The organism is Amycolatopsis sp. NPDC054798, from assembly GCF_053611505.1.
Genome location: NZ_JBSHAM010000051.1, coordinates 12,647 through 33,794, shown reverse-complemented (window position 1 = coordinate 33,794; position 21,148 = coordinate 12,647). Strand labels below are relative to the sequence as shown.

The 21,148-nt window shown below is 69.4% G+C and carries 23 protein-coding genes; 6 read left to right on the top strand and 17 right to left on the bottom strand.

What is annotated here, in order from left to right:
* Positions 1 to 47 precede the first annotated feature (47 nt).
* From dhaM to ACWGIC_RS27840, 6 genes are all read right to left on the bottom strand, one after another.
* On the bottom strand, positions 48 to 734 hold the full coding sequence (dhaM, locus tag ACWGIC_RS27865; RefSeq protein ID WP_452078883.1) for a dihydroxyacetone kinase phosphoryl donor subunit DhaM: 687 nt from the start codon (positions 732 to 734) through the stop codon (positions 48 to 50).
* Positions 731 to 1,354, bottom strand: a complete 624-nt coding sequence (gene dhaL, locus ACWGIC_RS27860) for a dihydroxyacetone kinase subunit DhaL (protein ID WP_452078882.1) — start codon at positions 1,352 to 1,354, stop codon at positions 731 to 733. The genes dhaM and dhaL overlap by 4 nt, the downstream gene beginning before the upstream one ends.
* Positions 1,354 to 2,355 carry a dihydroxyacetone kinase subunit DhaK gene (dhaK, locus tag ACWGIC_RS27855; RefSeq protein WP_452078881.1) on the bottom strand — a complete coding sequence of 334 codons (1,002 nt, stop codon included), beginning with the start codon at positions 2,353 to 2,355 and terminating at the stop codon, positions 1,354 to 1,356. Before dhaK ends, dhaL begins: the two co-directional genes overlap by 1 nt.
* 78 nt (positions 2,356 to 2,433) lie before the next feature.
* On the bottom strand, positions 2,434 to 3,438 hold the full coding sequence (locus ACWGIC_RS27850) for a hypothetical protein (RefSeq protein ID WP_452078880.1): 1,005 nt from the start codon (positions 3,436 to 3,438) through the stop codon (positions 2,434 to 2,436).
* A gap of 47 nt (positions 3,439 to 3,485) precedes the next feature.
* The gene (locus tag ACWGIC_RS27845; protein ID WP_452078879.1) at positions 3,486 to 3,761 is read right to left on the bottom strand and encodes a hypothetical protein; all 276 of its coding nucleotides are present in this window, start codon (positions 3,759 to 3,761) and stop codon (positions 3,486 to 3,488) included.
* A 10-nt stretch (positions 3,762 to 3,771) separates the two neighbouring features.
* Entirely contained in the window at positions 3,772 to 5,469 is a 1,698-nt protein-coding gene (locus ACWGIC_RS27840; RefSeq protein ID WP_452078915.1) for a sodium:solute symporter family protein, read from the bottom strand.
* 287 nt (positions 5,470 to 5,756) lie between these two features.
* On the opposite strand from ACWGIC_RS27840, the gene ACWGIC_RS27835 reads away from it, so the two are divergent.
* On the top strand, positions 5,757 to 6,215 hold the full coding sequence (locus ACWGIC_RS27835) for a hypothetical protein (protein ID WP_452078878.1): 459 nt from the start codon (positions 5,757 to 5,759) through the stop codon (positions 6,213 to 6,215).
* Positions 6,216 to 6,293: 78 nt separating this feature from the next.
* Here the strand turns inward: ACWGIC_RS27835 and ACWGIC_RS27830 are convergent, their stop codons facing one another.
* Complete coding sequence (locus ACWGIC_RS27830) at positions 6,294 to 7,010, bottom strand: TetR/AcrR family transcriptional regulator (protein ID WP_452078877.1); 717 nt, start codon at positions 7,008 to 7,010, stop codon at positions 6,294 to 6,296.
* Positions 7,011 to 7,098: 88 nt separating this feature from the next.
* Between ACWGIC_RS27830 and ACWGIC_RS27825 the strand changes: the two genes are divergently transcribed.
* Positions 7,099 to 8,712 carry an aldo/keto reductase gene (locus ACWGIC_RS27825; protein WP_452078876.1) on the top strand — a complete coding sequence of 538 codons (1,614 nt, stop codon included), beginning with the start codon at positions 7,099 to 7,101 and terminating at the stop codon, positions 8,710 to 8,712.
* Between the two features lie 5 nt (positions 8,713 to 8,717).
* On the opposite strand, the gene nucS is transcribed toward ACWGIC_RS27825, so the two are convergent.
* Entirely contained in the window at positions 8,718 to 9,377 is a 660-nt protein-coding gene (gene nucS, locus ACWGIC_RS27820; RefSeq protein WP_452078875.1) for an endonuclease NucS, read from the bottom strand.
* Between the two features lie 93 nt (positions 9,378 to 9,470).
* On the opposite strand from nucS, the gene ACWGIC_RS27815 reads away from it, so the two are divergent.
* Complete coding sequence (locus tag ACWGIC_RS27815; protein WP_452078874.1) at positions 9,471 to 10,010, top strand: NUDIX domain-containing protein; 540 nt, start codon at positions 9,471 to 9,473, stop codon at positions 10,008 to 10,010.
* A 130-nt stretch (positions 10,011 to 10,140) separates the two neighbouring features.
* Here ACWGIC_RS27815 and ACWGIC_RS27810 read toward each other — a convergent pair whose 3' ends face one another.
* Positions 10,141 to 10,914 (bottom strand): enoyl-CoA hydratase-related protein, encoded by a 774-nt coding sequence (locus ACWGIC_RS27810; protein ID WP_452078873.1) that lies wholly within the window; start codon positions 10,912 to 10,914, stop codon positions 10,141 to 10,143.
* Positions 10,887 to 11,885 (bottom strand): GlxA family transcriptional regulator, encoded by a 999-nt coding sequence (locus ACWGIC_RS27805; protein ID WP_452078872.1) that lies wholly within the window; start codon positions 11,883 to 11,885, stop codon positions 10,887 to 10,889. Before ACWGIC_RS27805 ends, ACWGIC_RS27810 begins: the two co-directional genes overlap by 28 nt.
* Before the next feature lie 71 nt (positions 11,886 to 11,956).
* Here ACWGIC_RS27805 and ACWGIC_RS27800 point away from each other — a divergent pair, with 71 nt between their 5' ends.
* Positions 11,957 to 12,514, top strand: coding sequence for a cysteine hydrolase family protein (locus ACWGIC_RS27800; protein ID WP_452078871.1), 558 nt, complete (start codon positions 11,957 to 11,959; stop codon positions 12,512 to 12,514).
* A gap of 437 nt (positions 12,515 to 12,951) precedes the next feature.
* Here ACWGIC_RS27800 and ACWGIC_RS27795 read toward each other — a convergent pair whose 3' ends face one another.
* The 3 genes from ACWGIC_RS27795 to ACWGIC_RS27785 are packed head-to-tail and all read right to left on the bottom strand — an operon-like array spanning position 12,952 to position 15,881.
* On the bottom strand, positions 12,952 to 14,976 hold the full coding sequence (locus tag ACWGIC_RS27795; RefSeq protein WP_452078870.1) for a protein meaA: 2,025 nt from the start codon (positions 14,974 to 14,976) through the stop codon (positions 12,952 to 12,954).
* Between the two features lie 50 nt (positions 14,977 to 15,026).
* Complete coding sequence (locus ACWGIC_RS27790) at positions 15,027 to 15,338, bottom strand: DUF6191 domain-containing protein (RefSeq protein WP_452078869.1); 312 nt, start codon at positions 15,336 to 15,338, stop codon at positions 15,027 to 15,029.
* Between the two features lie 9 nt (positions 15,339 to 15,347).
* Positions 15,348 to 15,881 (bottom strand): hypothetical protein, encoded by a 534-nt coding sequence (locus ACWGIC_RS27785; RefSeq protein ID WP_452078868.1) that lies wholly within the window; start codon positions 15,879 to 15,881, stop codon positions 15,348 to 15,350.
* Positions 15,882 to 16,001: 120 nt separating this feature from the next.
* On the opposite strand from ACWGIC_RS27785, the gene ACWGIC_RS27780 reads away from it, so the two are divergent.
* Positions 16,002 to 16,628: a LysE family translocator gene (locus ACWGIC_RS27780; RefSeq protein ID WP_452078867.1), complete on the top strand. Its 627-nt coding sequence runs from the start codon at positions 16,002 to 16,004 to the stop codon at positions 16,626 to 16,628.
* 8 nt (positions 16,629 to 16,636) lie between these two features.
* Here ACWGIC_RS27780 and ACWGIC_RS27775 read toward each other — a convergent pair whose 3' ends face one another.
* The 3 genes from ACWGIC_RS27775 to ACWGIC_RS27765 are packed head-to-tail and all read right to left on the bottom strand — an operon-like array spanning position 16,637 to position 19,018.
* On the bottom strand, positions 16,637 to 17,827 hold the full coding sequence (locus tag ACWGIC_RS27775; protein WP_452078866.1) for an alpha/beta hydrolase family protein: 1,191 nt from the start codon (positions 17,825 to 17,827) through the stop codon (positions 16,637 to 16,639).
* Entirely contained in the window at positions 17,824 to 18,630 is an 807-nt protein-coding gene (locus ACWGIC_RS27770) for an ergot alkaloid biosynthesis protein (protein WP_452078865.1), read from the bottom strand. The genes ACWGIC_RS27775 and ACWGIC_RS27770 overlap by 4 nt, the downstream gene beginning before the upstream one ends.
* Positions 18,623 to 19,018, bottom strand: a complete 396-nt coding sequence (locus ACWGIC_RS27765; protein ID WP_452078864.1) for a nuclear transport factor 2 family protein — start codon at positions 19,016 to 19,018, stop codon at positions 18,623 to 18,625. Before ACWGIC_RS27765 ends, ACWGIC_RS27770 begins: the two co-directional genes overlap by 8 nt.
* Positions 19,019 to 19,099: 81 nt before the next feature.
* Between ACWGIC_RS27765 and ACWGIC_RS27760 the strand changes: the two genes are divergently transcribed.
* Positions 19,100 to 19,702, top strand: coding sequence for a TetR/AcrR family transcriptional regulator (locus tag ACWGIC_RS27760; protein WP_452078863.1), 603 nt, complete (start codon positions 19,100 to 19,102; stop codon positions 19,700 to 19,702).
* 167 nt (positions 19,703 to 19,869) lie between these two features.
* On the opposite strand, the gene murA is transcribed toward ACWGIC_RS27760, so the two are convergent.
* Entirely contained in the window at positions 19,870 to 21,144 is a 1,275-nt protein-coding gene (gene murA / locus ACWGIC_RS27755) for a UDP-N-acetylglucosamine 1-carboxyvinyltransferase (protein WP_452078862.1), read from the bottom strand.
* Positions 21,145 to 21,148 lie beyond the last annotated feature (4 nt).

Below are 21,148 nucleotides of genomic sequence, written 5' to 3'. Positions count from 1 at the left end.
GGAATCGAGTCAGTGCCGACGAAGTCACCCGGTCGGAAACCCGCAGGTCACTCCCCGAAGTTCGCCTCCACCAGCTCGGCTACCTTCGCGACCGCCTCCGGAGCCTGCAGCCCGCGGGCCCGCACGACGATCCGGTCGCCCTGGCGCGCGCCGAGCGACATCAGCGCCAGCACGCTGTGCGCGTCCGCCTCCTGCTCGCCCAGCCGGATCGACACCTCGGCCTCGAATCCCGCCAGGCTGCGCACCACGACCGCGGCCGGACGCGCATGCAGCCCGACGTCGTTGGTCAGCGTGAATTCCTTCTCCACCACGCCTTCCTCGCCAGCCGCCGAAGGCTCTGCCGCGGACAGGTCGGGCGCGGCACCGGCACTCGCCGCGGCCTCGCCGACAGCCTTGCGGTCCGCGCCGCCCTGCGCCGCGACGGCCGCGGCCACCGCACCCTCCACCAGCGGCGCGTCGACCACCACCGCGGCAGAGGGATCGGCCAGCGATTCCACCGCCAGCTCAGCGGTCATCTGCGCACTGCCGAGGTCGTACAGCAACACCACGCCGTCGCCGGAGTCCGCGCGCTGGGTGGCCGCGACGACCTCGTCGTAGTCGGTGCCGATGCCGCCGCCGTCGGGCAGCCCGCCCGCCGGGACGATCCGGACGTCCGGGGCCATCTGGGCAGCCAGTTCGGCCAGGCCTTCGGCCAGTTTCGCGCTGTGCGACACAAGAACGATTCCGACGGTCACCGGGCCGCCTCCGCGAACGCGCGCAGCAGCAACGCCGTCGAACGGGCACCCGGATCCATGTGCCCGATCGCGCGTTCCCCGAGGTAAGAAGCACGGCCCTTGCGCGGCACCAAGTCCACAGTGGACTCCGCGCCGCGGTCCGCCGCGTCGGCGGCCGCGGCGAGCACGTCGGCGATCGTGCCGTCCGCGGCGCCCTCGGCCGCGGAAACGGCCGGGATCAGCGCGTCGACCATCGTCGCGTCGCCGCCCACCGCCTTGCCGCGCGCCTGCACACCCTCCAGGGCCGCCCGCAGCGCGTCCAGCAGCAGCGGCACGTCGATCTCCGCCGCGGTGCCGAGCTTCGCCGACGCGCGCAGGAAGGCCGTGCCGTAAAGCGGCCCAGCCGCACCGCCGACCTTGGAAATCAGTGTGGTGGCAGCGAGTTTCACCACCCCGCCCGGCGTTTCCGGCACCGCGGTGTCCAGCGCGGAGACGATCGCGGCGAAGCCCCGGTTCATGTTCTCGCCGTGGTCGGCGTCGCCGATCGCCCGGTCGAGTTCCACCAATTCGGCGCGATGTTCGGCGATCGTCTCGGCGGCGGCGCGCACCGCGGCCGCGACTCCTTCGGCAGTGCAGGCCATCAGATCCCCCACCGCAGCGCGGGCGTGCGCACCGGCGCGTCCCACAGCTGCGTAAGCTCGTCGTCCAGTTTCAGCAGGGTCAGGCTGATGCCCTGCATTTCCAGGCTCGTGATGTACGGGCCGACCAGCCTGCGCTCGACCAGGATCCCGCGTTCGGCCAGCAGCCGCTCGGCGATCCCGTGCGCGAGGTACAGCTCCAGTTGCGGGGTGCCGCCCATCGAGTTGGTGAACAGCAGCACCTTGTCGCCGGAGGAGAACGGCAGGTCGGACACCACCGCCTCGACCATCCGCGCGATCAGCGCGTCCGCCGGTTCGGCCGGGATCCGCTCGCGGCCGGGTTCGCCGTGGATGCCGATGCCGAACTCGATCTCGTCCTCGCCGAGGTCGAAACTCGGCTCGCCGACGTGCGGCACGGTCGGCGCGGACAGCGCCACCCCGATAGACCGAACCTGCCCGATCACCTTGCGCGCCAACGCTTCCACCGCGTCCAGCGCATCGCCGCGCTCGGCTGCCGCGCCGGCGATCTTCTCCAGCAGCACGGTGCCGCCGACGCCGCGCCGTCCGGCGGTGAACGTGGAGTCCTTGACCGCCACGTCGTCGTCGACGACCACGCTGCGCACGTCCAGGTCCTCGGCCGCGGCCAGTTCGGCGGCGGTCTCGAAGTTCAGCACGTCGCCGGTGTAGTTCTTCACGATCAGCAGCGCCCCGGCCGGACCGGTGGCGGCCGCGAGCGCCGCCTGCACCGCGTCCGGGGTCGGCGACGTGAACACCGGCCCGGGCACCGCGGCGTCGAGCATCCCCGGCCCGACGAACCCGCCGTGCAGCGGTTCGTGCCCGGACCCGCCGCCGGAAACCACCGCGACCTTGCCCGCCACCGGCGCGTCCGCGCGCACGACCAGCGCTGGATCGTCGCGCACGCGCAGCAGGTCCGCGTGCGCGACCGCGAGCCCTCTCAGGGATTCGGCGACGACGGCAGCCGGATCGTTGATGATCTTTTTCATGGCGGGCCTCCGGCACCTCGGCGTCGTGGACGACCCCAACCTATGAGGTCGCCGGGCGCGCCGCAAAGCGCCCCCTGGTCACGCCGCGGGCAGTTTCCCGGCCAGCTGCTTGGCCAGCCCGACGGTCTTGCCGCACGGGTCGTCCTTGTCCGCTTGCGCGTCGGAGTTCGTGTACTCCAGCTGGACGACCTCGACGCGGTCTTCCTTCCACTGCCGGTGCTGCCATTTGACCTGGCAGCTCGACCCGGTGCCGCCCTGTTTCGAGTACGCCTGGTTCGGGGTGCCGACGTCGGCCTTCAGCCAGCCGTCGCCCTCGGTCGGCGCGACGCCGGGGAACATCGTCACCCGGACGCTCGGGATGAGGCCCCAATCGCACGAGTGCAGCCCGGACGGCCGCGGCTTCCCGCCCTTCACGACGCCGTCCACAGCGGCCGTGTCGAGCACTGTGCACGGGTCGACGGCGAGCAGCGTGCCCGGGCCGGGCGTGTACTTCTGCGGGTTGTTGTGCAGCTTCTCGACGGCCGTCGCGACGAGCTTGCGGCCGGCGGCGCAGGCGTCGCCGCCGGTGTAGTCGATCCGGAACGACACACCGAAGGCCGGGTTCCGCGCGGTGAGCGCGCTGACCACGCAGCCGGACCCTCCGCCGACGTCGGGCACCTCGACCTGCGGCAGCCCGCCGACCGCACCGGTCGTCTTGTCCGACGCGAACGTCACGATGCCGCCGACGTCGACGCTCGCCCGGATTTCCTTGCCGCCGGGGTCGGTCGCCTTCGCGACACAGGAGTCGAACTGCGTGCTCGACGCCCGCGCCTCGCCCTGCACAGTGCCGAGCGGGCTCATCGCGGTCTTGTCCACGAACTGGCACGGCAGCACGTCGCGCAGGACGGCGGGGGCGACCGCGGGATCGGTGATCGGGCCGGACGTCGCGCCGCTGTCCCCGGCGGCGGGGACGGTCGTGCGCGCGAAGTTCTCCTTGCCCAGATTCGGGCCGCCGCACGCGGACAGCGCGGACATCGCGACCGCGCCCGCGGCGACCAGGGCGGACAGCTTCAGGAACCGGCCGAACCGGAGATCGTGCACCACGTCCGGCAACCTAGCGGGCCGGGCCGCCGGACGTGGGCGCAACCCGGTTATTCGGCGGGTGAGGTTTCCGTCGTTTCCTCCGACGGCGGCACGACCAGCGGCCGCAGCACCGCCCACAGCACGAACAACGCGGTCACCACCAGCAGGCCGATGCCCGACCACAGGTTGATGTTCACGTCGGCGGCTTTCTTCAGATCGTCGTCGCTGGTGAACCCTGCGCCCATGATCGTGAGGATCACGCCGTAGACGCCGAGCAGCAGCGCGATGATCAACCGGATGTCGAAGGCGCCCGCCTTGTGCGGCCGCGAGGTTTTCTCGGTCATGCGGGCCTCCTCAGAAGATGATGTTCAGCACGATGGTGATCACGAGGACGATGCCGGCCAGCAGGCCCGGCTTGCGGTACCAGCCCGCGTTCTCGCCGGTCGCGTCGTGCTTGAGCGCGTCGCGCGGCGTGAGCGAGTAGACCAGGCCGACCAGCTCCGCCTCCGGCTTCGGCTGGGTGGCCAGCGAAACCCCGACGCTCACCACGATGTCGACGGCGAACGCGGTGCCCGCGGCCACGAAGCTCGTGCCCTGCCCGGCGAGCGAGAGCACGTCCGCCTGCGACAGCGCCCAGATCGTGATCGCCGACGCGGTGCCGGCCACCAGGCCGGTCCACCCGGCCGCCGCGGTCATCCGCTTCCAGAACATGCCGAGGATGAACGTGGCGAACAGCGGCGCGTTGAAGAAGGAGAACAGGTCCTGCAGGTAGGTCAGGATGTTCGCGGACTGCGACGCGACGAACGCGGTGCCGATGGCCAGCACGGTCGCGACGACCGTGGTCTTGCGGCCGAGGTTCAGGTAGTAGCCGTCCGGCTTGTCCTTCTTCACATACGTTTGCCAGATGTCGTAGGTGAAGACGGTGTTGAACGAACTGAGGTTCGCCGCCATGCCCGCCATGAACGACGCGAGCAGACCGGCGATCGCGATGCCGAGGATGCCGTTGGGCAGCAGGTCGCGCATCAGCAGCAGGAGCGCGTTGTTCGCGGTGACCCCGCTCGTGGCCGGTTTGTCCGCGAGCAGAAGTCCCTTGTCCTGCAAGTACTCCGGCACCACGACGCCGGCGATCATGCCGGGGATGATGACGATGAACGGCACCAGCATCTTCGGGAACGCGCCGATGATCGGCGTCCGCCGGGCGGCCGACATGCTCTTCGACGCCATCGCGCGCTGGACCTCGACGAAGTTCGTCGTCCAGTACCCGAAGGACAGCACGAAGCCGAGACCGAACACGATGCCGAGAACGGACAGGAAGTTGTTGCCGAAGCCGGTCAGGTTGTCGCCCGGCCACGAGTGCAGCTGTTCGGAGCCGCCCGGGCTGTGCGTGATCTTGTCGACCAGGCCCTGCCAGCCGCCGACCTTGACCAGGCCGACGATGGTGAGCGGCAGCAGCGCCACGACGATCACGAAGAACTGCAGCACCTCGTTGTAGATCGCGGCGGACAGCCCGCCCAGCGCGGTGTAGCCGAGCACGATGGCGGCGGCGATGACGATCGACAGCCACAGCGGCCAGCCCAGCAGCAGGTTCACGACGCTGGCCAGCAGGAACAGGTTCGCACCGGCGATGAGGATCTGCGCCGCGGCGAAACTGATGCCGTTGACGAGATGTGCGGCCGGGCCGAACCGGCGGCGCATGAACTCGGGGACGCTGCGGACCTTGGAGCCGTAGTAGAACGGCATCATCACCAGGCCGAGGAACAGCATCGCCGGGATGGCGCCGATCCAGAAGTAATGGACGGTCGGCAGGCCGTAGAGGACGCCGTTGGCGGACATGCCCATGACCTCGACCGCGCCGAGGTTCGCGGAAATGAACGCCAGACCGGTGACCCACGCAGGCAGCGACCGGCCCGACAGCAGGAAGTCGAGACTGCTCGACACCTGCCTTCGCGCGAGATAGCCGATGCCGAGCACCAGGACGAAATAGAACGCCAACTCGATGTAGTCGATCGGACTCGCGTCGAGCCGCAAGTTCGCGTCGGCGAGGAACGGCACCCCTGCCACCTCCGAATCAAACATTCTCACACAGAAAACACCATCGTTCCTGTCAGACCGGCACAGTACTGCATGGATTCCGAAGAGGCACCCCGACACCTCGGTTTTTCACCAACCTGCCGCTGACCTGTGCATTCCGCCTGCCCCGACGCACCCGTGTTGAGTCCTGTCGCTTCGCCAGGCAAGGACTCGCCATGGTCACAGATTCACCCGATTCAGGAGCGTCCCCCTCCGCCGCCCATAAGATCCCGAAACCCTTCGACCACCTCGGAAAGGACTCTCCCCAGATGACCAACCCCACCCCCGCCCTCCGCATGCCCGGACGACTGCGCGGCGCGCTCGTGTTCGTGTTCCTGCAGGCGCTCCTGAACGGCTTGTACGGCGTCCTCGCCCAGGTGGAGATCGCGAGATGGGTGGACCACGGCCAAGACCCGGCCGGGGTCCTGTACCTGATCGAATTCCTGTCCTACCTCTTCGCCGCCGGCCTGCTGGCGTCCGGCATCGCGATCCTGCTCGGCTACGACTGGGGCCGGTGGGCACTGCTGGCGTGCGAGGTGCTCTCCGCGATCAGCGGCTTGATCAACCTGGTGTCCGGCAGCCCGCAGGCGCTCGTGGGACTGGTGCTGGCCGGACTGGTGGTGTCGACGCTGTTCCAGGCGCAGGTGAAGGCCTGGTTCGAGGCGAAGGCGGCGCAACGCCGGGGCGCGGCGGGACCGGCTGCTCCGCAACCCGGTTCGACGATCTGACGAATTCGCCGGCGATCGCGCCGGGCCGAACGTGCTGAGCGAAGGGCTCCCGACCTGGGTCGGGAGCCCTTTCTCATCTCATCGACTGGCGTTGTCGAGCCGTGCCAGCCATTCGCGCAGCAGACCGGCCTCGAAGACGCTGAAGCCCGCGTCGGTCACCGGGTCCGCGTCTTTGGTGGGGGTGACGATCCCGAGCAGGGCCTGCGCGCGGTCGGCGATGGGCGAGCGATCCTCGGGTGCGGCTCGCTCCGTCAACGCGTCGAGGACGATGTCGCGCAACGGCCGGATCAACTGGACGTCTCGCGCTTCTTCCGGCTGGGCAAGGAGAAGCAGAACCGCGCCGGTCGTGGACGCCTCGATGGCTACGGTGGCCGCCTCGACCGATCCTCGGAGCAGTCCTTCCGCGTTGGCGCGTTCGAGCATGCCGCGCAGGATGGCCCGGTTTTCCACCGCCGCGGCGGGCTGCCTGCCCGGCCGGACATTCCCGTACATCAACGTGTAGATCGCGGGGTTGGCCAGCCCGAACGCGACGTGCACGTCCCAGCCTCGGCGCAAGTCTTCGACCGGGTCCTCGCTGGGTTCGAACGCCCGCTTCTCCGCGAGATAGCTCTCGAAACCGAAGCTGGCCACGGCGTCGAGCAGTCCGTCTTTGTCGGTGAAGAGCCGGTACAGCGTCGGAGTCTGCACTCCGGCCGCCGTCGCGACCGCTCGCGTGGACAGCCCCGACGGTCCTGCCTCGGCCAGCAATTTCACCGCTTCGCCCAGGATGCGCTCGCGGTGGTCGTGGGGTGCCATATGCCAACGATAACAGAATCTCGTTGACGTTGACAATGACGATGTCACGGTCATAGCGTTATCAACGTCAACAACCTGAGGAGCTGAAATGGCTGACAAGAAGCTGGAGCGGATCCAGCTCGGCAGCGGGGGTCTGACCGCGGGGGCGCAGGGCCTCGGCTGCATGGGAATGAGCGAGTTCTACGGAGACACCGACGTCTCCGCCGCTCGCGCGACGCTGGAGGCCGCGTTCGAGCGAGGCGTGACCATGTTCGATACAGCGGACATGTACGGCCGCGGCGAAAACGAACGATTCCTCGGCCCGTTCGTGCGGGCTCATCGCGAGCAGGTCGTCATCGCCACGAAGGTCGGCAGCGTCCGCGGCGCCGAGGGTTCGATGTCCGTGCGCAACGATCCCGGCTACCTCCGCCGCGCCGTCGACGGCAGCCTGTCCCGGCTCGGGCTCGACGTGCTCGACCTCTGCTACCTGCACCGCCGTGACCCGTCGGTGCCGCTGGCGGATTCGATCGGCGCGATGGCCGAACTGGTGACGCAAGGCAAGGTGCGCTACCTGGGCCTGAGCGAGGTCACCGGCGACGAACTGCGCGAAGCCAACGCCGTCCACCCGATCGCTGCCGTGCAGTCGGAGTGGTCCCTGTTCACCCGCGACATCGAGCGGACCCTGGTGCCTGCCGCCGCTGAACTCGGCGTCGGCGTCGTGCCTTACTCGCCGCTCGGGCGGGGTGTCCTGACCGGTGCGTTGCCCTCCCGGCTGCCAGGCAACGACGTCCGTGCCGGGTTCCCCCGCTTCACCGGCGGCAACGCCGAGCGAAACGCCGAACTGCTCGCCGTCGTCGCCGAGATCGCCGAAGCTCGCGGTGCGTCGATGGCTCAGATCGCCTTGGCCTGGCTGCATCGCCAAGCCTTCGTGCACGACCTGGCGGTGGTGCCGATCCCCGGCACCCGCACGCCTGCGCGGCTGGCGGAAAACCTGGCCGCCCTCGAAATCACCCTCACCGCCGGCGAACTCGCCCGGCTGGACCCGATCTCCGGGCAGGTCGCCGGCGACCGCTACCCGGACATGACCGAAACCGCGAACTCACGCGAGTTCCAGCCCCACACCCCGAAAGGATCCGACATGCCCTCCGTTCACGTCGCCATCGCTTACTACTCCGGCTACGGACACACCCTCGAACTCGCCAAGGCCGTCAGCGACGGTGTCGAGTCAGTGCCAGGGACCCGCGCCGAACTGGTCGATGTAGCCGACCTGACCGACGCGAAATGGGACACCCTCGACGCCAGCGACGCGATCATCTTCGGCACCCCGACCTACATGGGATCGGCGTCCGGGGCGTTCCACGCCTTCGCCGAGGCGACTTCGAAGCGCTGGATGAGCCAGCGCTGGCTGGACAAACTCGCGTCCGGGTTCACCAACTCCGGATCGATGAGCGGCGACAAGCTGCACACGCTGCAGTACCTGGCGCTGCTCGCCGCGCAGCACGGCATGCACTGGGTCAGCCTCGGCCTGATGCCCGGCTGGAACACCACCACCGGCAGCGAACACGACGACAACCGGCTCGGGTTCTACCTCGGCGCGGGCGCGCAGACCTGGAACGACCAGGGCCCGGACGCCGTCCACGCGGCGGACCTCACGACGGCGCGCCACCTCGGCGCGCGGGTCGCGACCCAGGCCCTGCGCTACCAGCGGCCGATCGCGGCGTAACCCTCTTAGAAAAGCCGGAACTCGTCCGAATCCGTGCCGCGCAACGCGTCGTAGTCCAGGACAACGCAGCGGATCCCGCGGTCCTCGGCGAGGACGCGCGCCTGCGGCTTGATCACCTGAGCCGCGAAAACGCCCTGGACCGGGGCCAGCAGCGGATCCCGGTTGAGCAGTTCGAGGTACCGGGTCAGCTGCTCGACGCCGTCGATCTCGCCGCGGCGTTTGATCTCCACCGCGACCGACCCGCCGTCTGCGTCGCGGGCCATGATGTCGACCGGGCCGATCGCGGTCGGGTACTCGCGGCGGACCAGGGTGTAGCCGTCGCCGAGGGTTTTGATGTGCTCGGCGAGCAGTTCCTGCAGATGCGCTTCCACGCCGTCCTTCTGCAGGCCGGGATCGACGCCGAGGTCGTGCTTCGAATCGTGCATGACCTCGGCGATGGTGATGACGAGTTTCTCGCCCGCCTTGTTCTGGACCGTCCAGATGTCCGGGTCCTCGATCAGCCAGCACGGCGGCGACATCCAGTTCAGCGGCTTGTACGAGCCGCCGTCGGAGTGCACGAGCACCGAACCGTCGGCCTTCACCATCAGGACGCGGTTGGCCATCGGGAGATGCGCGGTCAGCCTGCCGACGTAGTCGACCTGGCACCGGGCGACGACGAGCCTCATCGGACCCGCCCCGCACGGAGCGGGCTGGCTTGCTGAGAGGGGAGCACGAGACGCACCCGCCGAGGGTAGGACAGGCTCGGCGATACTGGCGAGGTGGACCCCATTCAGCGTGTCGCGACCCGTGAGGTGTATCGGAACAACTGGATGACGGTGCGGGAGGACGCCGTCCGCCGCGCCGACGGCAGCGAAGGCATCTACGGCGTCGTCGACAAACCGACCTACGCACTGGTCATCCCCCTCGACGGCGACCGGCTGCACCTGGTCGAGCAGTTCCGGTACCCGCTCGGGATGCGGCGGTGGGAATTCCCGCAGGGCACCGCGCCCGACCTCGCCGAGACCCCGCCCGCGGAGCTGGCCCAGCGGGAATTGCGGGAGGAGACCGGATTGCGCGCGTCGGCGTTCACCGAACTGGGGATGCTCGACGTCGCGCCGGGGCTGGCCAGCCAGCGCGGGCACGTGTATCTCGCGACCGGGCTGGTGGAGGGCGAGCCGGAGCGGGAGCTGGAGGAACAGGACATGCGCACGGCGTGGTTCAGCCGGGCCGACGTGGAGAAGATGATCTCCACCGGGGAAATTTCGGACGCGCAGTCGGTGGCGGCGTACACGTTGCTGTTGCTGCACGAACGCCGCTGAGCGCTGGCTGCTTGGCGCGCCGCCCCAATGCCACATTGGGTGCGTCAGATGCACCCAATGTGGCGTTCGGTGCGTGCGATGCACCCAATGCCGCATTGGGGCGGCATGGGGCCAAGGTGCGGGAGCGGGGTCAATCCGTCCAGTCGGGCTTGCGCTTCTCCAGGAACGCCGCCATCCCCTCGCGCGCGCCCGGCAGTTGTGACGCCGACGCCATCACCTCGACGGCGATCGCGTACGCGTCCGCTTCCGGCCGATCCAGCTGGGCGTACAGGGTCTGCTTCCCCATCGCCTTGCTCGCCCGGCTGCCGCGGGTCGCGCGGCCGAGCAGGTCCGCGACCGCCTCGTCCAGGAAAGCGTCCGGGACGACCCGGTTGACCAAACCCCAGTCCAGCGCCGTCGCGGCGTCGATCACGTCGCCGGTCAAAGCCAGTTCCATCAAGCGTTTCCGGCCGATCGCGCGCGCCACCGGCACCGCGGGCGTGTGGCAGAACCAGCCGCCCTTCCCGCCTGGCAGGGCGAAGCCCGACGACTCCGCCGCGACCGCCAGATCGCACGACGCCACCAGCTGGCAGCCCGCGGCGGTCGCCAGGCCGTGCACCCGCGCGATCACCACCTGCGGCACCGATTCCATCGTCCGCATCAGCGTCGTGCACAGGGTGAGCAGTTCGCGCACGCCCATGAGGTCGCGGGCGGCGACGTCGCCGAAGTCGTGCCCGGCGGAGAACACCGGTCCCGCGCCGGCCAGCACGATGCCGGTCGCGTCGGACTCGCCTGCCTCGCGGAACGCGGCCAGCAGTTCGCCGAGATGCTCGGCGGACAGCGAATTGCGCCGTGCCGCGCGGTTCATCGTGATGGTGACGGTGTCCCCGTCCCGCTTTACGAGGATGTGCTCGTACTCGCCCATGCCCCGACCGTAACCCCGACCGACGGGATGCGGAAAGTACGCCGGTAGGAATCCGGGCCGACCCCCACCTCCGCCCGCAGCCGGCGGCGCAGATTCGCGGCACTGCCGAGGCCCGCGCGTTCGGCCACCCGGGCGACCGGCAGGTCCGTGGTTTCCAGCAGCCGTTGCGCGTGCTGCACCCGCTGGACGAGCAGCCACCGGCCGGGAGTGCTGCCGGTGGCCGCGGCGAACTCGCGGTGGAAGGTCCGGGTGCTCATCCCGGCGTGTTCGACCAGGTCCGGGACGCCGATCTCGTCCGCGAGCCTGGTCATCGCCCAGTCCATAGTGGACGATATGCCGGGACGGGAAGCGCTGGCTGGCAACGGGGATTCGGCGTACTGGCGTTGGCCGCCTTCGCGAACCGGGGGCATGACGAGACGGCGCGCGAGGCGGGCGGCGACCTCTGCGCCGTGGTCGCGGCGGACCAGGTGCAGGCAGAGGTCGAGGCCGCCGACGACGCCTGCGGACGTGAGGACGCCGTCCTGTTCGGTGTACAGCACGTCGCGGCGGAGGTCGGCGGCTGGCGCTGCCGTCGCGAGTGCGTCCAGGTCGCGCCAGTGCGTGGTCGCGGGGCGGCCGTCGAGCAACCCGGCAGCGGCGAGGGTGAAGGCTCCGGAGCAAAGTCCGGCGACCGTCTTACCGGCGCGATGAGCCCGGCGAAGCGCGGCGCGGGCGGCGGCGGGCACTTCAGCCAGCGGATCGTCGCGCCCTGGGGCGAGAATCAGGTCGCAGTCGGCCAAGCCGGAAAGACCATGCGTCGCAACGACTTCCCCGAGCGGCGACACCCGAGTACGCCCTCGCCCGGGCGCGCAGACCCGCACGGTGAACGGGCCGACGCCGCTGTCGGTGCGATCCTGCGCCCACACCTCCGCGATCACCGCCAGGTCGAACATCCGGCTGCCGGGCAGGAGCAGCACCCCGATCGTGCGCATGGCAGAAAAGTACCGCATCGCGCGTCTTGTGCTACTCCCCGTCGGCGCGCTCCCCGGGACAGAATCGAGCCATGACCACCGCACTCCTGCTGATCGACGTCCAGCGCGGCTTCGACGACGCCGCGTTCTGGGGACCGCGCAACAACCCCGGCGCGGAAACGAACATCAAGGCGCTGCTGCGAGCCTGGCAGGACCGGCGCGACCCGGTCGTGCTCGTGCACCACGATTCGGTCGCGCCCGGTTCGCCGCTGCGGCCCGGCCAGCCCGGCAACGATTTCAAACCCGAACTCGACGGCGCCCGGCCGGACCTGGTGTTCGGCAAGAAGGTGAACTCGGCGTTCCTGGGCGACATCGACCTGGACGCGTGGTTCAAAACCCGCGGCATCACCAGCTTCGTCCTGGCTGGCATCCAGACCAACTTCTGCTGCGAAACCACCGCGCGCATGGGCGGAAACCTGGGCTACGACGTGACTTTCGCACTGGACGCGACCTTCACCTTCGACCTGGAAGGCCCGGACGGCACCGTCCTCACCGCCGACGAGCTGTACCGCGCGACCGCGACGAACCTGCACGGCGACCGCTTCGCGACCGTCAAGTCCACCAAGGAAATCCTGGCCACCGTTCCGTGAGGGGACCCTTCACCGCCCCTGATTCCCTCACGACCCTCCGCTGTCCGCGAGGGGAACCTTCAGCCTTGGATTCCCTCAAGGAACCCTTCACGACCCGCCCCCAACCGACCCTCGTCCGATGCACCCAATGTGGCATTCGGTGCATCCCACGCGCCCAATGCCACATTGGTGCACTAACCCCGCCACCCGACAGCCACCCGCGACCCCGACCCGCCACTGCGCCCAAGTCCCGCGCCCCACCAGCCCGATCTCGGCCTGCGCACCCAACTCACCAGAGCAGCCACACCCGCCGCCGCACCCCGATACGGAGCCAAAAACACGGCGCGAGGGTGCTTACCAAGCACCCTCGCGCCGTCGTCACAATCACTTTCGGGGCACCCGCTCACGACACCGCAGCAATGTCGCCGCCAGGCGACGAGCCGAAACCCCGCCCGCGCCTATTCGGAACTCAGCCCGTGCCGCTCCCGGACCAATTCCACAATACCGGCCATGATGTCGGTCAATTCGTAGTCCTTGGGCGTGAACACCCGCGCGATCCCGCGTTCGGTCAGCAGCGCGGCGTCGTCCGGCGGGATGATGCCGCCCACGATCACCGGAATGTCCCCCGCCCCTGCCGCGCGCAGGCCGTCGACCACCAGCGGCACGACCTCCAGATGCGATCCGGACAGCACCGACAGCCCGACCACGTGCACGCCCTCCTGCACCGCGGCCGCGACGATCTGGTCCGGGGTCAGCCGGATGCCCTGGTAGATCACCTCGAACCCGACGTCGCGAGCCCGCACCGCGACCTGCTCGGCACCGTTGGAGTGCCCGTCCAGGCCGGGCTTGCCGACCAGGATGCGCAGCCGCTCCCCCAGTTCGGTTTCCGTGCGGCGGACCAGTTCGCGGACGCGCTCCAGCTCCGGGTCCCCTTGTCCCGCTGCCGCAGCCGCGGAAACCCCAGTGGGCGCACGGTATTCCCCGAAAACCTCGCGCAGCGCACCCGACCATTCCCCGGTCGTCACACCTGCCCGCGCACAGTCCACAGTGACCTCGAACAGATTGTCCGAAGTGGACGCCTTGGCCTTCAGCGCGGCGAGCGCCTCGGCCACCGCGGCGTTGTCCCGTTCCTCGCGCCACTTTTCCACCGAGGCGACCGCGGCCTTCTCCACCGCCGGGTCGATCGTCTCGATCGCCTTGGCTCCTTCAGCCTGCAACGGCGACGGCTCAGTGGTCTCGAACTTGTTGACCCCCACCAGGATCCGCTCGCCGTTCTCCATCCCCCGCCGGTACTCCGCGAGCGACGAAACAAGCTGCGACTTCATGTAGCCGCTCTCGACCGCGGCCACCGCGCCGCCGAGATCCTGCACCCGCGCGATCTCCTCGCGCGCACCGGAGACGATCTCGTCCACTTTGGCCTGAACGACGTGCGAGCCGTCGAAAATGTCCTCGTACTCCAGCAGATCCGTCTCGAACGCGAGCACCTGCTGCATCCGCAGCGCCCACTGCTGGTCCCACGGCCGGGGCAACCCGAGCGCCTCGTTCCAGGCCGGCAGCTGGATCGCCCGCGCCCGCGAGCCGCGGGAAAGCGACACCGCCAGCATTTCCAGGACGATCCGCTGGACGTTGTTCTCCGGTTGCGCCTCGGTCAGCCCGAGCGAGTTCACCTGCACGCCGTACCGCAGCCTTCGCGCCTTCGGGTTCTCGACGCCGTAGCGCTCGCGCGTCAGCTCGTCCCACAGCTGCGTGAACGCGCGCATCTTGCACATCTCTTCGACGAACCGGACGCCCGCGTTGACGAAGAACGAGATCCGCGCGACGACCTTCTCCATGTCGGCCTGGTCGACCTGGCCGGAGTCGCGCACCGCGTCCAGCACGGCGATCGCGGTGCACAGCGCGTACGCGACCTCCTGCGTCGGCGTCGCGCCCGCTTCCTGCAGGTGGTAGCTGCAGATGTTGATCGGGTTCCACTTCGGCACGTGGTGCACGGTCCACGCGATCATGTCGGTGATCAGCCGGAGGCTCGGCCCGGGCGGGAAGATGTAGGTGCCTCGGGACAGGTATTCCTTGATGATGTCGTTCTGCGTGGTGCCGGTGAGTTTGGCCAGCACCTCGTCGACGTCGCGGCCCTCGGCTTCGGCCTGCTCGCGGGCCACCGAAACGTACAGCGCGAGCAGCCACATCGCGGGCGCGTTGATGGTCATCGAGGTGTTCGCCTCGGCGAGCGGGATGCCGTCGAACAGCTGCCGCATGTCGCCGATGTGCGAAACCGGCACCCCGACCTTGCCGACCTCGCCGCGCGCGAGCACGTGGTCCGGGTCGTAACCGGTCTGCGTCGGAAGGTCGAAGGCGACCGACAGCCCGGTCTGCCCCTTGGCGAGATTGCGCCGGTACAGCTCGTTGGACGCGGCGGCGGACGAATGGCCCGCGTAGGTGCGCATGACCCAGGGCCGGTCGCGCTCGTGGTCGGTGGGGTACGGCACGGTGCACCTCTCTTCGCCGAGACGACCGCCCGAGTGTACCCGCCGGTAACTTAATCGGCGGAGTGGATTCGGCCACGCCCGGTTGGCGTACCGGGCCGGACGACCACCACACCGCGGTCGAGATCGACCGTACCCAGCGGCGGCGCTCCCTGCGCGTCCTCTTCGAGAGTCATCTCCACCGAATCCCGGTGTTCCAGCTCGTTGCGCTTGGTGCCGTAGAGGAACGCGGTGACCTCGTCGAGGTAGGTCGAAGACAGCCGCGCCTTGAGCCGGGACGGCTTGCTCTTCCGGCGCAGCTCCCAGCCGCCGACGATCAGCAGCACGATGGTGGCGACCGGCAGCGAGAGACCCAGCAAGGTCATCAGCATGTTTCACCCAACGACCGGGGCGCGCGGAGCGTTCCGGGCGATCAGGTCGGCGACCTGGGCGGCGTGCGGGACGGCCATCAGCTCCGGCAGGATCGGGTACCAGACAGGCCGCGACCGGTAACCCTGGTCCCGCAGCCACTCGGTGACCGTGGGGCGGAAGTCGATCGTGCCGGTGCCGTCCCCGTGGTCGCGCACTCGCGGCGGGCGGAGGTCGGCGAGCTGGACCCAGCGGAACTCGACGCCGGGCGGCGACTCCGACACGAAGATCAGCCTGCGGTCGGTGACCAGATAGGTCGTCACGGCGACGAAGCCGCGGCGTTCGCGGTTGCGTTCGCGCGCGGTGCCGGCGAGCAGACCGAGCACCACCCCCCAGCCGATCACGCCGCCGTGGCTCAGGTCGAAGGTCGCGGCCAGCGTCGCGCCGCCGACGATCAGGAGCGCCACCATGAGGTAGTTGTGGTAGTCGCGGTAGCGCCGCACGTACCGCTGCGGCCGCCCGGACCAGAGCAGTTGTTCGCCTTCGGCCAGTGGGTACATGACGCCCTCCTCGTTCCCGGAGTGCACGCCGTCCGGTTCGCCCGGGTTGCCTGTCCGCCGGAACCACTGTGACCAAAATTGGCGAGACCTCAGCCGATCCGGGATCTACCGTGGTCAGACGTGACGTGGAGCGGATACGGCAGTTATCTGGTGATCGTGGTCCTCATCGTGCTCGCGCCGGGGCCGGACACGATGGTGATGCTGAAGAACGCGCTGTCCGGCGGGGCGCGCGGCGGGTTGCTGGCCACCGCGGGCATCCTCGCCGGGAACGCGGTGCAGGGCACCGCCGCGGCGCTCGGGCTCGGCGTCGTGATCGCCCGCTCGCAGCCGGTGTTCCTCACGCTCAAGTGGCTCGGCGCGGCCTACCTGCTGTTCCTCGGCTTCCAGGCGCTGCGCGGCGCGTGGCGGGGGAACTACGACACGGTCGCCGACACCCAGCGCAAGCGCACCAGCGGTTTCCGGCGTTGGCGCGAGGGGTTCCTGTCGAACATCACGAACCCCAAGGTGCTGGTGCTCTACCTGTCGGTGCTGCCGCAGTTCCTCGACCCCGTGCGCACAACGACCTGGGACGCGCTGCTGCTCGCCTACACGGTCGCCGTGCTGGGCACGATCTGGCTGCTGGTCCTCCTGTTCTTCGTGCACCGGGTCCGCGCGTGGCTCAGCCGCCGCAAGGTCCGCCGCGCACTGGACGGGGCGACCGGCACCGCGCTGATCGGGTTCAGCGCGGCACTGGCCCTGGAATCCTGACCCCCGGTTCAGAGAACGTCGTCCAGCCAGTCGTAGATGCGGCCGTTCGCGAGCCGCATCGCGCCGACGTGGCAGTGTGCGTCCGCGCCCTCCTCCGCGGTGAAGTTCAGCAGCTTCTTCGGGCCGCTGATCCGGTCGTACAGCTGCTGCGGCTGGCCGGTGAAGAACAGGTCCTCCGGAGCGTCGCAGATCAGCGACGGGCAGGTGATGCGCTCGGCCACACCGTCGTAGAGGTTGTACTCGAGGTACTTCGCCAGGAACTCGCGGTCAGTCGCGCCGCCCATCACGTAGCGGCCGTGGCCCAGAGCCCAGCGGACGGTCGGGCTTTGCTCCTTCGCGCCGGCTAGAAAGGCGTCCAGTTCAGGATCCTCCGGCGCGTTCGCCCGGCGGACGATCTCGTCGCGGTCCCACGGGAGCTGGTGCACGAAAGTCGCGCCCGCGTCGAAGAGCCCGTCCACCGCGACGACGGCCGCCAGCCGAGGCTCGAAGGCGGCGGCGCGCGGCGCGAGCATCCCGCCGAGGCTCCAGCCGATCAGAGCGACCTTCTCCGGGATCACGCGCGGGTCGGCGAGGGCGTAGTCGAGCACCTGGCCGACGACGTGCTCCCAATCCGGGCGGAACTGCATCCCGTCGCGATGCACGGCGCTCGGCTGGCCTGGGCCGTCGAAGGTCAGCACGTGGTAGCCGCGTTCCTGGCCCGCTGTCGCGCCCATGAAGTGCAGGTCCTCGGCGCTGCCGTCGAAACCGTTGTGCGCCACCAGAAGCGGCTTCGGCCCGTCGCCGGGAGCGCGGTAGAAGTAGCCGCGCAGGACGTGGCCGTCGTAGGGGATTTCGATCCGTTCGACGTTGTCGATCGTCTCCACCGCGCGCTGGAAGCACTCGACGTTGCGCTCGTAGGCGTAGTTGATCCGCGGGTCGTCGGGGTTGCCGTGCAAGAAGAACTCGGCGCGGCGGTAGTACGTCGAGGCGCGCAGGTACGCGTCGCGCGCGCTGATCGGGTGCATGGTGGCGGCTTCGGCGTACAGCCGCTCGGCACCGGCGAGCCACGCGTCGTGCCAGCTGTCGTAGTCACCGGATTTGATGTTCGACGCGATCGTGACGACCTCGCCGAAATCCGCGCCGCCGTAGGCGATCTGGCCCAGCGCGATCAGCGTCTCGAACCAGAATTGCGGGTCGTCTTCGAACAGCAGCTGCTTCATCGGATCTCCTCTTTCGCGAAGGTGCGGAAGTCACGGGCGGGTCGTCCGGCGACCCGCTCGACGGTGTCGGTCACGCGGTCCTCGGCCCCGCCGCGGATCGCCTCGTCCAGCAAGGCGAGCATTTCGGCGTAGGACTCCGGGAGGCCGTCGCGGACCAGGAACCGCTGGTATTCATGGGTGGAAACCGGGGCGTGCACGACCGGATGGCCGAGCTGTTTCCCGACGATCCCGGCCGCCTCGGTGTAGCTGAGCGCACGCGGGCCGGTGATGAGGTGGTCGGTGTTGTGCGGTTCCGGATCGAGCAGCGCGCGAACGGCGACCGCGGCGATGTCTCCGGCGTCCACGAACGCCACCCTGGCGTCGCCGGTCGCGGTCACGATCCGGCCCGCGCGGGCGCTGTCGCCGACCAGGTGCCCGGCGGTGAAGTTCTGCATGAACCACGACGGCCGCAGCACCGCCCAGCCGGGCTGGCGGCGGACGAGACCCGGCAGGGCGCCCACCACCGGCGTGTTTTCGTCCACGGCGGACGAACTGAGCAAGACCACGCGTGCCTCTGGCGCGTGCTTGAGGAATTCCTCGACGAGCGGCTGCGGCTCGGCCGCGACCGGGGCGATCAGGTAGACCGCCGAGACTCCGTCGAGCGCCGGGCCGTACGTCGCGGGGTCGTCCCAGTCGAACCGGATCTGACCAGGCTTCACCGGGTTGCGGGTCGCCTCCCGAGTCGACGCCCCGGCGTTGTGAAGACCGCGCACGACGCGGCTGCCGGTGGTGCCGGTCGAGCCGAGCACGAGAACGTCAGACACCGGGCACCCCGAGAACGTCGATCACGGCGAGCGGGCTGAAGTAGTCGCGGTAGCGGTGGATCAGGCCGTCGCGGACGGTCAGGACGACGACGTAGCCGAGGCGGTACGGCTTCTGCGTGGCGACCGCGATGCCGGCCAGTTCGAACTCCGCGATCAAGACCTCCGGATCGGTCGTCTGGTGCACGGTCTTGGCGGCGACCTCGCGGACGTCGAACAGGTTCGGGTAGTTCCGCAGGTACTCGGCCAGCGCGGCGCGGCCTTCGACGCGTGCGGGCTCGCTGGGCGCGGCGAACGGGAACTCGAGCACGGCGTCCTCGGCGAACAGCTGCACGAATCCGGCCATGTCGTGCTGGACCAGCAGCTCGAGTGCGTGATCGATGAGTGTCATCGGGCCCCTCCTCAGGAACGGACGAGACGGTACCGTCTCAACGACAACGTACACGGGACGGGACCGTATCGTCCACACGCTATGCTGATCGGCATGACACCCCGCCGGACGCCGACCGGGGCTGCCGTTCTGCAGCCCGACGTCACTTACGCCATCACCGAAGCCGTGATCGACGAACTGGCCGACCACGGCTTCGGCAGGCTGTCTATGGAAGCGGTCGCGAAACGCGCGGGGGTCGGGAAAAGCGCGCTATACCGGCGCTGGCCGTCGAAAAACGAAATGATCGGCGCGGTCATCGCGGAATTCAGCGTGGCGCGCGCGGTGGACCCGGACACCGGCAGCCTGCGCGGCGATATCCGGGCCACGCTGGAGGCATTCAGCGAATGGATCTCGCATCCGCGGTTTTCGCGGATCTTCCCCGGATTGATCGCGGAAGCCCGCCGAAACCCGGCGATGGCCGAATTCGCCCGCCTGACGATCGGCGGGCCTCGGCGGGCCATCAACCGGGAGGTGTTCACCAGGGCGATCGAGCGCGGGGAGATCCCGGCGGACACGGATATCGAACTGGCCCTGGACATGGGCGCAGGGATCGTTTACTGGCGGCTGATCGTGCGCGGCGCCCCGGTGGAGGATGGCTATTTGGATCAGGTGACGGAGATGGTGGTGCGCGCGTTGCGCGCGTGACCAGCGACCGAAAGACCGCGCTCCGGCGAATATTTACCGACCGCCGGACACAGGATTCTCCTCAGCCGCGTTCCCGGCCGGGACGACCAAGCCGGGAAGATGCCTGACACCACCGACTCGCGAAGCGGGGACAACCAGCCTCCCCCGCTTCGCGACCACGGGACCGCTCAAGCCCGCTCCGGCTCCCCCTCCACCCGCTCGATCCGCGCGCCCAGCCGGTTCAGGTTCTCCACGAAATGCGGATACCCGCGGTCGATGTGGAACACATCCCACACCTCGGTCACCCCGTCCGCGCACAACCCGGCCAGCACCAGCCCGGCTCCCGCCCGGATGTCCGACGCCCACACCGGCGCGCTCGACAGCCTCTCCACGCCCCGGACCACCGCGTGGTGGCCGTCCGTGCGCGCGTCGCCGGACAGCCGGATCATCTCTTCGATGAACCGGAACCGGGCCTCGTACACGTTTTCCGTGATCATCGACGTGCCCTCGGACACCGCCGACAGCGCGACCGCGAACGGCTGCAGGTCGGTGGCGAAACCGGGGTACGGCAGCGTCACCCAGTCGACCGCCTTCGGCCGTTCCGGCTGGACGACCCGGAAACCCTTGTCGTCGTAGGTGGTCACCTCCGCGCCGGCCAGGCGCAGTTTGTCCAGGACCAGGTCGAGGTGGTGCGGGTTCACGCCGCGCACGGTCAGGTCGCCGCGGGTCATCGCCGCGGCGAAAGCCCAGGTCGCGCCGACGATGCGGTCGCCGATCACGCGGTGTTCGGTGGGGTTCAGCGTCTCGACGCCGTGGACGGTGAGCGTCGAGGTGCCCGCGCCCTCGATCTTCGCGCCCATTTCGGTCAGCATCGTGCAGATGTCGGCGATTTCCGGTTCGCGGGCGGCGTTGTCGATCACCGTCGTGCCCTCGGCCAGCACCGCCGCCATCAGGATGTTCTCGGTCGCCCCGACGCTCGGGAAGTCCAGCCAGATCTGGGTGCCGACCAGCGTTTCGGCCTTCGCGACGACACAGCCGTGCTCGATGGTGCTCGTCGCGCCCAGCTTGCGCAGGCCGTTCTGGTGCATGTCCAGCGGACGCTGGCCGATCGCGTCGCCGCCGGGCAGCGCGACGACCGCCTGCTTCAGGCGCCCGACCAGCGGGCCCAGCACGCACACCGAAGCGCGCAGCTTGCCCATCGCCGCCGAATCGGCTCGGTGCGACAGCTCGGCGGGCGTGGTGATGCGCGCCGTGTCGCCCTCGATCTCCACCTCGCAGCCGACGCTGCGCAGGACGTCGCCCATCAGCGGGACGTCCAGGATCTGCGGGCAGTTCGTGATGGTCGTGGTGCCTTCGGCCAGCAGTGCCGCGGCCATCAGTTTCAGCACGCTGTTCTTCGCGCCGACCACGTCGACCTCGCCGACCAGCCGGGCTCCGCCATGCACGTCGAAGTGCTCGCTCATGGCC

Coding starts and splice junctions, on each gene's coding strand:
- dhaL (WP_452078882.1), bottom strand. CDS start 1,354: ATGGCCTGCACTGCCGAAGGAGTCGCGGCCGCGGTGCGCGCCGCCGCC.
- dhaK (WP_452078881.1), bottom strand. CDS start 2,355: ATGAAAAAGATCATCAACGATCCGGCTGCCGTCGTCGCCGAATCCCTG.
- ACWGIC_RS27845 (WP_452078879.1), bottom strand. CDS start 3,761: ATGACCGAGAAAACCTCGCGGCCGCACAAGGCGGGCGCCTTCGACATC.
- ACWGIC_RS27835 (WP_452078878.1), top strand. CDS start 5,757: ATGACCAACCCCACCCCCGCCCTCCGCATGCCCGGACGACTGCGCGGC.
- ACWGIC_RS27830 (WP_452078877.1), bottom strand. CDS start 7,010: ATGGCACCCCACGACCACCGCGAGCGCATCCTGGGCGAAGCGGTGAAA.
- ACWGIC_RS27825 (WP_452078876.1), top strand. CDS start 7,099: ATGGCTGACAAGAAGCTGGAGCGGATCCAGCTCGGCAGCGGGGGTCTG.
- nucS (WP_452078875.1), bottom strand. CDS start 9,377: ATGAGGCTCGTCGTCGCCCGGTGCCAGGTCGACTACGTCGGCAGGCTG.
- ACWGIC_RS27810 (WP_452078873.1), bottom strand. CDS start 10,914: ATGGGCGAGTACGAGCACATCCTCGTAAAGCGGGACGGGGACACCGTC.
- ACWGIC_RS27805 (WP_452078872.1), bottom strand. CDS start 11,885: ATGCGCACGATCGGGGTGCTGCTCCTGCCCGGCAGCCGGATGTTCGAC.
- ACWGIC_RS27800 (WP_452078871.1), top strand. CDS start 11,957: ATGACCACCGCACTCCTGCTGATCGACGTCCAGCGCGGCTTCGACGAC.
- ACWGIC_RS27790 (WP_452078869.1), bottom strand. CDS start 15,338: ATGACCTTGCTGGGTCTCTCGCTGCCGGTCGCCACCATCGTGCTGCTG.
- ACWGIC_RS27785 (WP_452078868.1), bottom strand. CDS start 15,881: ATGTACCCACTGGCCGAAGGCGAACAACTGCTCTGGTCCGGGCGGCCG.
- ACWGIC_RS27775 (WP_452078866.1), bottom strand. CDS start 17,827: ATGAAGCAGCTGCTGTTCGAAGACGACCCGCAATTCTGGTTCGAGACG.
- ACWGIC_RS27765 (WP_452078864.1), bottom strand. CDS start 19,018: ATGACACTCATCGATCACGCACTCGAGCTGCTGGTCCAGCACGACATG.
- ACWGIC_RS27760 (WP_452078863.1), top strand. CDS start 19,100: ATGCTGATCGGCATGACACCCCGCCGGACGCCGACCGGGGCTGCCGTT.
- murA (WP_452078862.1), bottom strand. CDS start 21,144: ATGAGCGAGCACTTCGACGTGCATGGCGGAGCCCGGCTGGTCGGCGAG.